We start from the raw sequence: 14,347 nt of genomic DNA on the forward strand, positions 1-14,347 counted from the left end.
GCAAGGCGGTTTTCGGAAAAGATCATGTTCAAACAGTGAGATAGAGCCCATCCCGATGATTGGGATGGACGGGCTCTGGAATTGGACCGAAGATGAACTATGCCAACTTTCCTCTCGACAAGAGGATGCCATTGCCGAATTCGGAAGCAGGAGACGGCGAAGACTTCATCGATGTCGAGCGGCTGCTTGGCATGGCAGCGCGGCAGGCCAAGGTGGTTGTCCTGGGCGCGGTCATTGGTCTTGTCCTGGGCCTGCTCTATCTGCAGACCACGCCGCCCAAATACCAATCGGTCTCGAGCGTGCTGATCGATGAGGGGCTGAACAAGATCGTCGACGACATTTCGGCGGCGTCGACGACCATGCAGACCGATTCGGCCATCCTGAGCCAGATCGAAATCCTGACCTCGACGAGGCTTGCCGCCGTGGTCGTCGACAAGCTGAAGCTCGACCGCAACGATGCGTTCATGAACCCGCCCCAGTCGGCGCTCGCCCAGGGCATCGGCCTGATCCGCGGCCTGATCCAGTATGTTCGCCCCAGTCCTCCCATGCCGGGCGTCGGCGACGTCACCAAGCTCGACCCCGCCACCCGCGATGCGCTGATCGCGACCTCTCGTCGCGACTACGCTATCCTCAAATTGCAGAACGAGGTGCAGGCGGAGCGCGTCGGGCGAAGCTATGTCATCGCGCTCGGCTACCAGGCGACGGACCCGGCACTGGCGACCGCGATCACCAAAGCCTATGCCGATGCCTATCTCGCCGACCAGCTCGACGCCTCCTTCGATGCCACCGAGCGCGCAGCGGTCTGGCTGCAGGGCCGGCTGACGGAACTGCGCGAAAGCTCGCAGGCGGCATCGCTCGCGGTCGAGAAATTCAGGGCCGAGCACGGCCTGTCCGCCAACAGCGACGGCCAGCTGATGAGCGCCAAGCAGCTTGCCGACCTCAACGCCCAGCTTATCGTGGCGCAGGCCGATACCGCCCGGGCCAGCGCCCGCTACCAGCAATACAAGTCCATCGTCGAAAGCGGCTCGGAGAACGCCTTCAAGGATGCCGCCATATCGAGCGACCAGCCGAGCAGCTCGGTCATCGCGGCGCTCAAGACGCGCTATCTCGCCGTCGCCAAGCGGCAGCAGGATGTCGAGGCCAATTTCGGGCCGCAGCATCCGCAGGCGGTGGCGCTCGCCAAGGAGAAGGCCGACATATCGGCGCAGATATTCGGCGAGTTGAAGCAGCTGACCGAAAGCTATCGCAACGAATATGAAGTGGCGCTGGCGCGCGAGACCGCGCTCAGGGCCAATGTCGCCGCGGCGCAAGGCAAGAGCGCAATCGACAACCAGTCGCAGGTCAAGCTGCGTGAACTCGACCAGAAGGCGACGGCGCTCTCCACGCTCTACCAGACATTCCTCGGCCGCTACGAGGAAGCCGCCCAGCAGCAATCCTTCCCGGTCGGGAAGATCCGCATCATCTCGGATGCATCGACGCCGCTCAGCGCCTCCAGCCCGCGCACGGTGGTTGTGCTGGCGCTCTCGCTTGTGCTGGGCACGTTGATGGGTGCCGGGCTCGGCGGCCTGAACGAATTCAACGAGCGTTTCTTCAGGACCGGCGAGGATGTCCGCGACCGCGTCGGCCTCAAATTCCTCGGTTATCTGCCTGTCATCGGCGGCAAGACCGCCAGGGAGGAAAAGCCGGCCGACCTGGATCTCAAAACCGCCAAATCGCCGGCCGCCGCCGAAAAGCGCGCGCGCATGCGCGTCAGCGTCGATGCTCCGGCGTCGATGTTCTCCGAGACGCTGCGCAGCGCAAAGATCGCCTTCGACGTCGTCATGGAAGGGCAAGGCAGCCGCGTCATCGGCGTCATCTCGGTCCTTCCCGGCGAAGGCAAGTCGACGGTCGCGGCCAATCTGGCCGGACTGCTCGCCGCCAACGGCGCCAGGACGCTGCTGATCGACGGCGACCTGCGCAATCCGGGCTTGAGCCGCAGCCTCGGCATGGAGGCCGAGCAGGGACTGATGGAAGCGGTGGTGAGCGGCCAGACCTGGCAGTCGGTCGGCAAGATCGACCGGCAGACGAAGCTGGCGATCATTCCGGCCGTGCTGCGCGGCAATTTCTCGCATACCAGCGAGCTTCTCTCCTCGGCCGGCATGCGGCGCTTCATCGACAACGCCAAGGAGACCTTCGAATACATCGTCGTCGATCTGCCGCCGCTGGGGCCGGTGGTCGACGCCAAGGCCTTCGCGCCGCTTGTCGACGGCTTCGTGCTGGTCACCGAATGGGGCCGCACGCCGCGCGCGATGGTGAGGTCGATGCTCGAATCCGAACCCTATGTCGCCAACAAGATCGTCGGCGCGGTGCTGAACAAGGTCGATCTCAAGAAGCTCGCCAAATACGGCTCGTTCGGAGCGTCCGAAAAATTCTTCGGCCAGTACTCGAGCTATTATCTCGACAAGACCGAAGTGCGCAGCAAGACAACGGTCTGAGTTCAACCGTGGCGATTTCCGTGCCTGAGTGACGAGGCAGGTCATCGCCTATGTGGCTGCGGCGGGCTACAGTGGGAGTCTAAACCCGGGCATCATTCGGCAGGCAATGTCAGCTTACGCGGCCAATAGCGGCTCGCCACCAAAAGACTGAGATGGACGACAACTATTCCGAGGATGCCTGCCAAAGCCTTCAGTGAGCCGTCCGAAAGGCGCGCATGCCGACCGGGTTCGAGGAGCTGCATCAGCTCCAGCACAGTGGCTACGACGACAACTATAGTGACAGTTCCAGCCAAGCGGTTTGGAAAGCCGAGCCCCATTGCCACGCCGAACAGAACGTAGGCGAGGGCGCGTTCGAAATCTGGGTCACCCAGGTGGGGCCGCATCTGGATTGGCGACAGCGTCGCGAACACAATGATGGCGAGCAAAGCAAGGGCGGCAATGCGAGAGATGAGGGTCATTGCCGTTCGTAAAGCGAACAAGCCGGCGAAACAAGTACGGGCATCTTCAAGGGTCGAATTTATAACGAGGTAGCTTCCGTACTGCTTGGCGGATTCAAGCAGCCGCGCCCGATCCAAAGACCCATGCTAGGATAGTGTCCTGAAGGTTCTGCAAAAAGCTCTGGAGAGAGAGCAGCCCTTACTCTGAGGCGAGGGGCGGCCATGGCACGCTGGTGACGTTGCGATCACCGATTCCCGTGGAAGGGTAAGTGCCATGACCAAGCGAGACGTTAGACTGAGCAGAGGTGAGTTGAAAGCGTTGCTGTTGTCGGATGAGGACGGCTTTCGCAGAGTTTTGCAGACTGTGGTGCAGGAGGCTTTGGAAGCCGAGATGACGGAGGCGATCGGGGCCGAGAAAGGCGAGCGGACGACGGAGCGGGTTGGTTACCGGTCCGGCTATTACGAACGCAAGCTTGTGACGCGGGTTGGCGTGCTGGAGCTTCGGGTTCCGCAAGATCGGGCCGGCCGGTTCTCGACGGAATTGTTCGAGCGTTATCAGCGCTCGGAGAAGGCATTGGTGTCGGCGCTGGTCGAGATGTACGTGCAAGGCGTGTCGACGCGCAAGGTGAAGGCGATCACCGAGGAGCTGTGCGGCCATTCCTTCTCGGCTTCGACGGTAAGCCAGGCGACGGCGCGGCTGGATGAAGCCCTGAAGGCGTTCTTTGAGCAGCGGCTTGCCGAACCTTACCCGTACCTCATTCTGGACGCGCGCTATGAGCGGGCGCGCGAAGCCGGCGTGATCGCCAGCCAGGCGGTGCTGGTGGCGATCGGGGTCGACTGGGAGGGCCGGCGCCAGGTGCTCGGTGTCGAACTGGCCAACCGGGAAAGCCATTCGAGCTGGCGCGCGTTCGTGGCAGGGCTCAAGCAGCGCGGGCTTGCCGGCGTGGAGTTCGTCGTCTCCGACGACCATCCGGGGCTCAGGGCAGCGATCCGGGAAGTCCTGCCTGAGGCAGTCTGGCAGCGCTGTTACGTGCACTTCCTCAGAAACGCGCTCGATTATGTGCCGCGCAAGGTCGATGACGATTGCCTGATGGAGCTCAGATGGTTCTATGACCGGCGCGACCTAGCCGAGGTCAAGCGCGACCTGGCGCAGTGGATCGCCAAATGGCAGGCCAAATACCCGAAGCTGGTGGATTGGGTGGAGAACAACATCGAGGAGACGCTGAGCTTCTATCGGCTGCCGCTGCCGCATCACAAGCACATGAAGTCGACGAACATGCTGGAGCGGCTGAACCAGGAGATCAAGCGGCGCACCCTGGTCGTTCGCATCTTCCCCAACCCGCAGAGCTGTTTGCGGCTGGTTCGGGCATTGGCGGTGGAGATCCACGAGAACTGGCTCGAGGCGACCCGCTACCTCAACATGGACCATCTGCGCGAGCACAAGAAGGAGAACCTTAGGGCACTGGCCGCCTGAGACGCGCCCGCCATGTCCGCCGCTCCGCTAAACACGGGGGCTGCGCGGCGGACACGCCAACGTCACCGCTGAATGCCACGCCATTTTTGCAGAACTTGACGCACACAACTCATGCTAGCCCGTGACGCCCGGTTTCTTTGGCTGATTGGCGATGTCTATGAAATGACATCCGGAGCAATATTATATTGCGCAGAATCGACGCGCTTTGAGGTTGGCGACATGGATTGGAAGCAGGTCGGCCCCAGAGCAGATCAGTCTATTTCGCTTGCCAGCGATTTCGACGGCAGGTCGGTCGTCCGCTCTGGATGGACGGCGGTGTCGATCCAAGCCCTGGTCAGTTTGAGTTCTGACCGGGTTTCGCAGACAGCGCGATCGGGTCGGTTTCGATAAGCCGAAGCGACCGCACCATGTTCGCCGTTTGCGTCTTGTACTTGAGAAAATGCGGTGTGGTCAGATGGGCTTCGTACGCCGTCTGATCGGCGTAGCATTCGATCACGCGCACCTTTTCAGGCGCATCTTTTTCCGACACGGCATGAAGGAAAAGCACGCCCGGCTCGATTCGCACGGAGGCCTCGATCTCTTCGGCAATCAGGGCCTTGTAGCTGTCGATCTGGTCAGGATCGATTTCCAGTTCGGCTATCCTGACGATCCGCATCGATTGGTCCCTAACTTTGTACAGGGCCGCGTCTCACTATCCAGGCCTCCGAACCCTGCGGCTGGACAGTGCACTCCTGCGAGGAAGGCACCGAGGTGCCCGTTGGTCAATCCTCATTGGTCAACAAGATCGCGACTACGCGGCCCTGAGCCGGTAGCGGAACACCGTGTGGTCGAGCAGCAGCCGGATGCGCGGTTCGGCTTCGGTCGCCACCAGCCAGCTTGCCGCGATCATGGTCGCGCCGACCGTTGCCATGGACAACAGATAAGGCAGCCCCGCGCGGACCATCGCGCCGAGCATCGCCGCGCCGATGACGTCGTGGATCAGATAGAGCGGGTAGGTCATCAGGCCGATCCGGCGCCAGCCGCTCCAGCTGAGGTCGAGCCGCAGCGACCATGCCATCAGGGCGATGGCGACCAGGAAGACAAGGATCGACGGCGCATAGGGCATCGCGGCGCCGACCTTGGCGCTGTGGACATCGACCGAACTGGCGATTTGCAGCACGCCCCCGCCCAGGAACAGCAGGCAGAAGGCCAGGCGCGAGGCCGTCACCGCCTTGAACCGCATCAGCCAGATGAGCACGCCGACGGCGAAAAAAGAGCCATGGTGCACCAGGACGAGCTGCAAGCCAGCGTGTCTCGGCGAGGTCGGACCAGCCGAGCGGATAATAGAGGCACCAGAACAGCGTGCTGACGAGGCCGATCACGACTGCCACCGTCTCCATCAGGTGGAAGCGGCCAAGCCGCAACAGGATCCAGACGACAGCGTAGAAGGCGATCTCGATGCCGAGCGTCCAGTAGACGCTGTCCACCCAAGGGCCGTAGGGCGCGAAAAGGCCGGTGCGAACGAGCCTGATCACGGCATCGGTTGGCCAGCTCAGACCGGTGAGCAGCAGCACCGCCGCGGTCACCGGCGCGCAGATCCAGACCGCCGGCGCCAGCCTTTTTCACCCTTGCCTCGAAAAACCGCAGCGGCGTCGAATTCTCGGCGCTGAAGGCGATGACGAAACCGCTGATGACGAAGAATATCTGCACGCCGACCCAGCCGGAGCCGACCAAGGCCATTTCGGGATGGGGCGGGATGCCGCCGGTCGCGCGCGCCGAAACCCCGTCAGGGAATGCCCATACCCAGAAGCCATAGTGATAGAACATCACCATGACGGCGGCCAGGAAACGCAATATGTCGACGCCGCCGAATGTCGCCTTGTGCTGAGCCATGCCGTGCCTTTGGAATGGCCCCCCAAGCCAAACCCTAGAGTCTGTTGTTGCATTGCACAACAAAAGATTGGCCAAATGTGACAGTTGGCGCCGACCTTCACCCGCGAACGACGGGGAGTGGGGGAAGTCGGCACTGGAGTACGTCGCTACCGTCCTTCATGGGGAGAAGGTGCGGGCAGGCGGATGGGGGGCGGCGCCGACCGCTCAATAAACGGAAGGATCGTGTCTGCTGCGCCCGATCATCTAGACCCCGATGCCGCGCTCCTTCAGCACGGCCGTGATCTCGTCGAGTATGGCCGGGTCGTCGATCGTCGCCGGCATGGTCCAATCTTCCTTGTCTGCGATCTTCTGCATGGTCCCGCGCAGGATCTTTCCCGACCGCGTCTTCGGCAGCCGCTTGATCGTCACCACCGTCCTGAAGGCGGCGACCGGGCCGATGCGCTCGCGCACCAGCCCCACCACTTCGCTCTCGATGAGGCCGATCTCGCGCGAGACACCAGCGTTGAGCACGACGAAGCCGAGCGGAACGTGGCCCTTCATCGCATCGGCGATGCCGACAACGGCGCATTCCGCGACATCGGGATGCGTTGCCAGCACCTCTTCCATGGCGCCGGTCGACAGCCGATGGCCGGCGACATTGATGATGTCGTCGGTGCGGGCCATCACGTAGAGGTAGCCGTCCTCGTCGATCATGCCGGCATCGGCGGTCTTGTAGAAGCCGGGGAACTCGTCGAGATAGGCCTGGCGGAAACGGGCGTCGGCGTTCCACAGCGTCGGCAGGCAGCCCGCCGGCAGCGGCAGCTTGACCACGACATTGCCGAGCGTGCCGCGCGGCACCTCGTGGCCGGCATCGTCGAGCACGCGGATGTCGTAGCCGGGCATCGGCACGCCGGGTGAGCCGTATTTTACCGGCAGCAGGCCGAGGCCTGCGGGGTTGATGGTCATTGGCGAGCCGGTCTCGGTCTGCCACCAATGGTCGATGACCGGCACGTTCAGTTTCTGCTCCGCCCATTTGATGGTTTCGGGATCGGCGCGCTCGCCGGCGAGGAACAGCGTGCGGAATTTCGACAGGTCGTATCTGGCGACGAATTCGCCCCTGGGATCCTGCCCCTTGATGGCGCGGAACGCCGTCGGCGCGGTGAACAGGGCGACCACGCCATGCTGCGCGATCACCCGCCAGTAGGTGCCTGCGTCCGGCGTGCCGACCGGCTTGCCTTCGAACAGGATGCTTGTGCAGCCATGCAGCAGCGGCCCGTAGACGATGTAGGAATGGCCGACCACCCAGCCGACGTCGGACGCCGCCCAGAACACTTCGCCGGGCTTGACGCCGAACTCGTTTTCCATCGTCCATTCGAGCGCCACCATGTGGCCGCCATTGTCGCGAACGATGCCCTTGGGCTGGCCGGTCGTGCCTGACGTATAGATGATGTAGAGCGGGTCGGTGGCAAGCACCGGAACGCAGTCGACATTGGCGCCGGCCGCCCGCTCGCGCGCGACCGCGTCCGCATAGTCGATGTCGTAATTGTCCCTGAGATCGCAGCGCAATTGGTCGCGCTGCAGGATCAGGCAGGCGTCCGGCTTGTGGCGGGATATCTCGATCGCCTTGTCGAGCAGCGGCTTGTAGGCGACGACGCGGCCGGGCTCCAGGCCGCAGGAGGCCGAAATGATCACCTTCGGCCTGGCGTCGTCGATGCGGGTGGCGAGCTCATGCGAGGCAAAACCGCCGAAGACGACCGAATGCACGGCGCCGATGCGGGCGCAGGCAAGCATGGCGATGGCCGCTTCCGCCACCATCGGCATGTAGATGATGACGCGGTCGCCCTTGCCGACGCCGCGGTTCTTCAGCACCGAGGTCAGCGCCACCACTTCGCGTTTGAGCTCGGCATAGGTGAATGTCTTCACGGTGCCGGTGATGGCGCTGTCATGGATCAGCGCGATCTGGTCGGCACGCCCGCCGGCGACATGCCGGTCGAGGGCATTGTAGCAGGTGTTGCAGGTGGCGCCGGTAAACCAGCGGCCATAAACGCCGGCTTCCGCATCGAACACCCTGTCGTAAGGCGTGTACCAATCGATGGCGTTCGCCGCATCCGCCCAGAACTTTTCCGGGTCGCGTTTCCAGCCGTCATAGACCTCGTGATAGCGTGAAGCCATCCGTTTCCTCCCCGGGAAGATTTGCCGCTCCGGCGATAGCCTATGCTGTTTTTTCCGGCGATGTCTTCCCTCAATTCGTCTGATCCGGCCCGGTCCTGGCCGCAAAAGGTGCGACATCGTGGCCTCCGGAAGAAAAGCAACGGTCCGGCCCGGGCGTGCCCATGTGGCCGTGTGCACCGGCGCGTCAGCCGGTGGTCTCGTCGTCGGGCACGGTCACCGCGATGGAGCAGCCGTCTCCCGGCTCAGTCGACCCTTTTGGTGCTCACGATGACCGGTCGGATCGGCGGCGCCGGCGGCAGCAGGTCGCGAATGTCTGCAAACGGAAACATCGGCTCGAAGCGGAAGGCTTCGGCCTGTGATCCCGGCGCGCCGTTGCACTGGCCGGCGCGAAAAAAATTCTGCGTGCGGGCGATGTCGACGAAGCGCTCCGGATCCTGCGACTGGTGTAGGCGGATCGCCTTGGCCTTGATGTCGGCGTGGGCCGAGACGTCGACATAGTGGGTCGGGGAGAATCCGGTACCGCCCATCGTGTCGGCATGCAGCACCGGCACGGCGAACGAGGCCGCGATGCGCACGGCGTCCGATAGCGCGCGGTGGTCGGCGTGATAGTCGTTGGGCGCATGGGTAATCACCAGATCCGGTCCGCTCTCGCCAATCAGCGTCTTCAGCGCGCCGATCAGCGCGGCATCCGCCACCAGTCCGCCGTCGGGAAAGTCGAGGAAGCGCGGCGCCGCCCCGAGCAGCGCGGCCGCGGCCGTTGCCTCCTCGCGACGGACACGGGCGAGAACCGTGGGATCGCTCTTGCCGCCTCTGGCACCATCCGTGGCTATGGCAAAAGTCAATTCTGCGCCTTGCGCCGCATAGGCCGCCATCGTACCGAACATGAATATCTCGATGTCGTCAGGATGCGCGCCGAGCGCCAGTATTTTCAACGCTTCTCTCCCCGGAAATGGAAAAACGTGACGAACGGAATCCTGCTCGCCCTGATCGCCTATGCAAGCTATTCGGGCAGCGATGCCGTTGTCAAAAGCCTGGGTGGGCAGTTCACGGTGTTCGAGATCGGTTTCTTCTCGATATTGTTTGCCGGCTGCTTTCTCTTCTTCACCCGGCCGGCGGACGAGCGTTGGCGTGATTTCTGGCGCACCAAACGGCCTTGGGCGGTGCAGGCGCGCGCCTGGGCCGGCATCGCCTCGGGCGTGCTTAGCGTCTATGCCTTCACCACCATTCCGCTGGCCGAAGTCTACGCGCTCGTCTTTCTGGCGCCGCTCTGCGTCACTATCCTCTCCACGGTCGTCCTTAAGGAAAAAGGTGGGTCCATGGCGCTGGCTTGCGGTGGTCGCCGGCTTTGCCGGCGTCATGTTGGTGGTGCGACCGGGTTTTCGCGAACTCAATCTTGGGCACCTCGCCGCCTTTGGCGTGGCCTTCCTCGCTGCCGCCAGCGTCATTCTGATGCGCTCGCTGGCAAAGCAGGAAAAGCGCACGACCATGCTCGGCGTGCTGATCGGCTACGGCCTGTTGTTCAACGGCATCGGCATCGCCGCTACCTCGTTCACGCTTCCCGACGCAAGGCAGCTTGCATGGCTGACAATGGCCGGCGCCTTCACCGCATGCGGACAATTGCTGCAGCTGCTGGCCGTCAAATACGCGCCCGCCAACCGGATCGCGCCGACGCATTACTCGCAGATGGTCTGGGCGGTCATCCTCGGTGCGCTGTTCTTCCGGGAATATCCCGACTGGCTGTCGCTGGTCGGCCTCGCGGTCGTCGGTGGGTCCGGCCTGCTCACCATGGTGCGCGAGGAAGTACGGTTGGGCACGGTGCGCTGGAACCCGTTTTCGCGCACCCGGCTTTGATCTGGCGCCGGTTGCATGGCGACCACGAGCGCTGATATGCGGGCGCGATGACGACAAAAGTCTTGCCGGAGCTTCCGGTATCCGCCGTGCTGCCGGCGCTGGGCCATGCACTCGGCTCCGGCAACGGCGCCGTGCTTGTGGCGCCGCCCGGCGCCGGCAAGACGACGCTGGTGCCGCTGGCGCTGCTCGATGCGCCATGGCTGGGCACGGGCAAGATCGTGCTGCTGGAGCCGCGCCGGCTCGCCGCCCGCGCCGCCGCCCGCCGCATGGCCGAATTGCTTGATGAGGAGCCCGGCGCCACCGTCGGCTATGCCATGCGCATGGAGAACCGCACTTCGGCCCGGACAAAAATACTGGTCGTCACAGAAGGTGTGCTGGCGCGGATGATCCTTGACGATCCCGAACTGCCCGGAATCTCGGCCGTGATCTTCGACGAATTCCACGAGCGCTCGCTCGACGGCGATTTCGGCCTCGCTTTGGCGCTCGACGTGCAAGGCGCGCTGCGGCCGGACCTGCGCGTCTTGGTGATGTCGGCGACGCTGGACGGCGCCCGTGTCGCGAAGCTGTTGTCGGGCGCGCCGGTGATCGAAAGCGAAGGCCGTGCCTTTCCCGTCGACATCCGCTACGACGAACGGCCGGCCGGCATCGCAATCGAAGATGCCATGGCCAAGGCGATCCGCTCCGCTCTTGCCGACGAGAGCGGCAGCGTGCTTGCCTTCCTGCCCGGCCAGCGCGAGATCGAGCGCACCGCCGAGCGGCTTGCCGGCAAGGTCGGCGCCGACACCGATATCGTGCCGCTCTACGGCATGCTCGATGGCAAGGCGCAGGACGCGGCGATCAGGCCGGCGCCGGCGGGCCGCCGCAAGGTGGTGCTGGCTACGTCGATCGCCGAGACCTCCATCACCATCGACGGCGTGCGGGTCGTCATCGATTCCGGCCTGTCGCGGCTGCCGCGCTACGAGCCGGCCAGCGGCCTGACGCGGCTGGAGACGGTGCGCGCCAGCAAGGCCTCCGCCGACCAGCGCGCCGGCCGTGCCGGACGCACGCAGGCCGGCGTCGCCATCCGACTGTGGCGCGCCGAACAGACGGCGTCGCTTCCAGCCTTCACCCCGCCGGAAATCCTCGAGGCCGACCTTTCCGGCCTGCTGCTTGACTGCGCCGCCTTCGGCGTCGCCGATCCGACGAGCCTCGCCTTCCTCGATCCGCCGCCGGCCCCGGCGCTCAACGAGGCAAGGGCGCTGCTGCGCGCGCTTGATGCCATCGACGAGGCGGGGCGGCTGACGGAAGCGGGCGCCGCGATGCGCAAGCTCGCTCTGCCGGTGCGGCTGGCGCATATGGTCGCCGAGGCGGCCCGCGGCGGCCATGCCGGCGAGGCGGCCATGCTCGCGGTGCTGCTGACCGAGCGCGGGTTGGGCGGTGACGGCGCCGATCTCGAACGCCGGCTGATGCGCTTTCGCCAGGAAAGATCGCCGCGCGCCACCGCCGCGCGGCAACTCGCCGAACGCCTGGCGAGGCAGGCCTCTTCACCCTCCCCTTGTGGGGGTCCGAAGGACGGGCGAGACCCGTGGCTCGCCCCGGAACGTCGATCCGCGAAGCGGAGCGGGGCGGGGGCTTTGGCGCCGCACCCCCACCCCGGCGCTACGCGCCGACCCTCCCCACAAGGGGGAGGGTGGCAGCGCTGGTCCTCTCCTCATCCATGCCTGGCCCGACCGCGTCGCCAAGGCGCGCGGCGAGCGCGGGCGTTTCGTGCTGGCCAACGGCTCCGGTGCCATGCTCGATGCTGCCGATCCGCTTGCCGGCGAGGCGTTTCTGGTTGTCGCCGACCTGCAGGGCAAGGCGCAGAATGCGCGCATCACGGCGGCGGCGGCGATCAGCGAGGACGATATTCGTTCAGCACTGGCGGAAAGGATCGAAACCCGCAGGCAAACGAGCTTCGATCGCGAGCGCCGCGCCGTGCGCGTGCGCGAAACCGTACGCCTCGGCGCTATCACGCTGGCCGAGCGCATGCTGCCTCCGCCAACCGGCAATGAGGCCGACCGCGCCATGCTTGACGCCTTGCGCGAACATGGACTTTCGCTGCTGAGCTGGAGCAAGGAGGCCGAGACGCTGCGCCAGCGCCTGTCCTGGCTGCATCGCGGCCTTGGGGCGCCGTGGCCCGATATGTCCGACACGGCACTTATCGATCGCCTCGACGACTGGCTGCTGCCGTTCCTGTCGGGTGCCGCATCCTTCTCGGCCATCGATCCGGGTGTCGTCCCGGCCGGGCTGACGGCGCTTGTGCCGCACGATTTGCAGCGCCGGATCGACGCGCTTGCGCCGACCCATTTCGACGTGCCGTCCGGCAGTCGCGTGCCGATCCGCTATGACGGCGAATGGCCCGTTTTGGCGGTTCGTGTCCAGGAACTGTTCGGCCTCGACCGGCACCCTGCAATCGCAGGCGGCACCGTGCCGCTGACGCTCGAACTGCTGTCGCCCGCGCACCGGCCGATCCAGACGACGCGCGACCTGCCCGGTTTCTGGCGCGGCTCCTGGGCCGATGTGCGCGCCGACATGCGCGGCCGCTACCCCAAACACGTATGGCCGGAAAATCCGCTGCTCGCCGCCGCCACCAGCCGCGCCAAGCCGCGCGGGACGTAGTTGCTTGGCGATTGGCGCAAACGCCATCGCTTCGTCATCCACCTAGCGCTCGCCGCTTCGCGGCTGTATTTCATGGCCATGATCAACGTATTGCGTTCTCCCGACTTCCAGCAGAGCCAGCGACTGCGCCTCAACACGCTGATCCGGCTGCGCTGGCTTGCCATTGTCGGCCAGAGCGTGACGGTGCTTTTCGTCGCCTACGGCCTGAAATTCCCACTGCCGGTCAGCCTGTGCTTTGCCCTGATCGCCTGTTCGGCCTGGATGAACCTGCTCCTTGCCTTTCGGTTCCCGGCCGCGCACCGGCTCACGCCGTTCGCCGCCTTCGGCATCCTGATCTTCGACAGCCTCCAGCTTGCCGGCCTGCTCTACATGACCGGCGGCCTTACCAATCCGTTCTCGCTGCTGATGACGGTGCCCGTGGTCATTTCGGCGACGTCGCTGCCCTTGCGCCTGACCGCGGTGCTTGGGGGGCTGGTGATGACGACGGCGACCTTGCTGGTCTTTTTCCACTTGCCATTGCCCTGGCATGAAGGCGCGCCGCTGGCGATGCCCTTCATCTATGTTGCTGGCATGTGGATGGCGGTGCTGTCTTCGATCGCCTTCACCGCCATTTACGCCTTCCGCGTGGCCGCGGAAGCCCGCCTCCTGGCCAATGCGCTCGCCGCCACCGAACTGGTGCTCCAGCGCGAGCAGCATCTGTCGGCACTCGACGGGCTGGCCGCCGCCGCCGCGCATGAGCTGGGCACACCGCTCGCCACCATCACGCTTGTCGCCAAGGAGATGGAAAAGGCGCTCGGCAAGGACGCGAAATACGGGGAGGATGTGACGCTGCTGCGCTCCCAGAGCGAGCGGTGCCGCGAGATACTCAAGCGCCTGACCAGCCTGTCGTCCGAGGGAGAGGCGCATTTGTCCCGCCTGCCGCTGACCTCGCTGGTCGAGGAGGTCACCGCGCCGCACCGCGACTTCGGCATCTCGATCAAGCTCAGGCCCGGCGAGCGCAGTGGCCCCGAGCCTGTCGGGCGCCGCAATCCCGGCGTCATCTACGGCCTTGGCAATTTGGTGGAGAACGCCGTCGATTTCGCCCGCGAGAGCGTCACCGTGCGCTGGAGCTGGGACGAGGCCACCGTCTCCTTCTCGATCATCGATGACGGTCCCGGCTTTCCACCCGAGATCATCGACCGCATCGGCGAGCCCTATATGTCGACCCGCCAGGGCACGGAAGCCGGCGGCGGGCTGGGGCTGGGCCTGTTCATCGCCAAGACATTGCTCGAGCGATCGGGCGCCACGCTCGACTTTCGCAATTCGAGCGGACTGGGCGAGGGCGCCATGGTGCGGATTTCATGGCCCAGAAATGTTTTCCTGAACCCGGAATCGGCGCCCGCGACGATGTTTGACACCGCGTAAATTGGACAATCGCGACGCAAAACTATATCTGCGTAAAATTAAGGCAG

Annotated in this window: 9 protein-coding genes and 2 pseudogenes; 5 read left to right on the plus strand and 6 right to left on the minus strand. The window is 64.7% G+C overall.

From position 1 onward, the window contains the following. Positions 1 to 92: 92 nt before the first annotated feature. The gene (locus ACIU1A_RS30695) at positions 93 to 2,474 is read left to right on the plus strand and encodes a polysaccharide biosynthesis tyrosine autokinase (RefSeq protein WP_404926043.1); all 2,382 of its coding nucleotides are present in this window, start codon (positions 93 to 95) and stop codon (positions 2,472 to 2,474) included. A gap of 92 nt (positions 2,475 to 2,566) precedes the next feature. On the opposite strand, the gene ACIU1A_RS30700 is transcribed toward ACIU1A_RS30695, so the two are convergent. Beyond that, positions 2,567 to 2,932: a hypothetical protein gene (locus tag ACIU1A_RS30700; protein WP_181169869.1), complete on the minus strand. Its 366-nt coding sequence runs from the start codon at positions 2,930 to 2,932 to the stop codon at positions 2,567 to 2,569. A gap of 253 nt (positions 2,933 to 3,185) precedes the next feature. On the opposite strand from ACIU1A_RS30700, the gene ACIU1A_RS30705 reads away from it, so the two are divergent. Then, the gene (locus ACIU1A_RS30705; RefSeq protein ID WP_404924655.1) at positions 3,186 to 4,385 is read left to right on the plus strand and encodes an IS256 family transposase; all 1,200 of its coding nucleotides are present in this window, start codon (positions 3,186 to 3,188) and stop codon (positions 4,383 to 4,385) included. 334 nt (positions 4,386 to 4,719) lie between these two features. On the opposite strand, the gene ACIU1A_RS30710 is transcribed toward ACIU1A_RS30705, so the two are convergent. The 5 genes from ACIU1A_RS30710 to ACIU1A_RS30730 form a co-directional block, all read right to left on the minus strand. Next, complete coding sequence (locus ACIU1A_RS30710; RefSeq protein WP_140685083.1) at positions 4,720 to 5,040, minus strand: putative quinol monooxygenase; 321 nt, start codon at positions 5,038 to 5,040, stop codon at positions 4,720 to 4,722. 135 nt (positions 5,041 to 5,175) lie between these two features. Further along, the gene (locus ACIU1A_RS30715) at positions 5,176 to 5,667 is read right to left on the minus strand and encodes a hypothetical protein (protein ID WP_404926044.1); all 492 of its coding nucleotides are present in this window, start codon (positions 5,665 to 5,667) and stop codon (positions 5,176 to 5,178) included. Further along, entirely contained in the window at positions 5,607 to 6,257 is a 651-nt protein-coding gene (locus tag ACIU1A_RS30720) for an acyltransferase family protein (RefSeq protein WP_404926045.1), read from the minus strand. Before ACIU1A_RS30720 ends, ACIU1A_RS30715 begins: the two co-directional genes overlap by 61 nt. A 243-nt stretch (positions 6,258 to 6,500) precedes the next feature. Then, positions 6,501 to 8,408 (minus strand): propionyl-CoA synthetase, encoded by a 1,908-nt coding sequence (locus ACIU1A_RS30725; protein ID WP_404926046.1) that lies wholly within the window; start codon positions 8,406 to 8,408, stop codon positions 6,501 to 6,503. A 242-nt stretch (positions 8,409 to 8,650) separates the two neighbouring features. Next, the gene (locus ACIU1A_RS30730; protein ID WP_404926047.1) at positions 8,651 to 9,340 is read right to left on the minus strand and encodes a PIG-L deacetylase family protein; all 690 of its coding nucleotides are present in this window, start codon (positions 9,338 to 9,340) and stop codon (positions 8,651 to 8,653) included. Positions 9,341 to 9,367: 27 nt separating this feature from the next. Between ACIU1A_RS30730 and ACIU1A_RS30735 the strand changes: the two are divergent. The 3 genes and pseudogenes from ACIU1A_RS30735 to ACIU1A_RS30745 all read left to right on the plus strand — a co-directional run bounded on the left by ACIU1A_RS30735 (position 9,368) and on the right by ACIU1A_RS30745 (position 14,300). Continuing rightward, a pseudogene (locus tag ACIU1A_RS30735) lies at positions 9,368 to 10,259 on the plus strand (DMT family transporter). 47 nt (positions 10,260 to 10,306) lie between these two features. Next, positions 10,307 to 12,896: pseudogene (hrpB, locus tag ACIU1A_RS30740) on the plus strand (ATP-dependent helicase HrpB). A 72-nt stretch (positions 12,897 to 12,968) separates the two neighbouring features. After that, positions 12,969 to 14,300: an ActS/PrrB/RegB family redox-sensitive histidine kinase gene (locus ACIU1A_RS30745; RefSeq protein WP_140559744.1), complete on the plus strand. Its 1,332-nt coding sequence runs from the start codon at positions 12,969 to 12,971 to the stop codon at positions 14,298 to 14,300. Positions 14,301 to 14,347: the final 47 nt, after the last annotated feature.

Origin of the sequence: Mesorhizobium maamorense (genome assembly GCF_044998965.1) — a bacterium.
Taxonomy (GTDB): domain Bacteria; phylum Pseudomonadota; class Alphaproteobacteria; order Rhizobiales; family Rhizobiaceae; genus Mesorhizobium.

Excerpts from the sequence above, each read along its gene's own strand:
- ACIU1A_RS30695 (WP_404926043.1), top strand. The coding sequence starts at position 93 with ATGAACTATGCCAACTTTCCTCTCGACAAGAGGATGCCATTGCCGAAT.
- ACIU1A_RS30700 (WP_181169869.1), bottom strand. The coding sequence starts at position 2,932 with ATGACCCTCATCTCTCGCATTGCCGCCCTTGCTTTGCTCGCCATCATT.
- ACIU1A_RS30705 (WP_404924655.1), top strand. The coding sequence starts at position 3,186 with ATGACCAAGCGAGACGTTAGACTGAGCAGAGGTGAGTTGAAAGCGTTG.
- ACIU1A_RS30710 (WP_140685083.1), bottom strand. The coding sequence starts at position 5,040 with ATGCGGATCGTCAGGATAGCCGAACTGGAAATCGATCCTGACCAGATC.
- ACIU1A_RS30720 (WP_404926045.1), bottom strand. The coding sequence starts at position 6,257 with ATGGCTCAGCACAAGGCGACATTCGGCGGCGTCGACATATTGCGTTTC.
- ACIU1A_RS30725 (WP_404926046.1), bottom strand. The coding sequence starts at position 8,408 with ATGGCTTCACGCTATCACGAGGTCTATGACGGCTGGAAACGCGACCCG.
- ACIU1A_RS30745 (WP_140559744.1), top strand. The coding sequence starts at position 12,969 with ATGGCCATGATCAACGTATTGCGTTCTCCCGACTTCCAGCAGAGCCAG.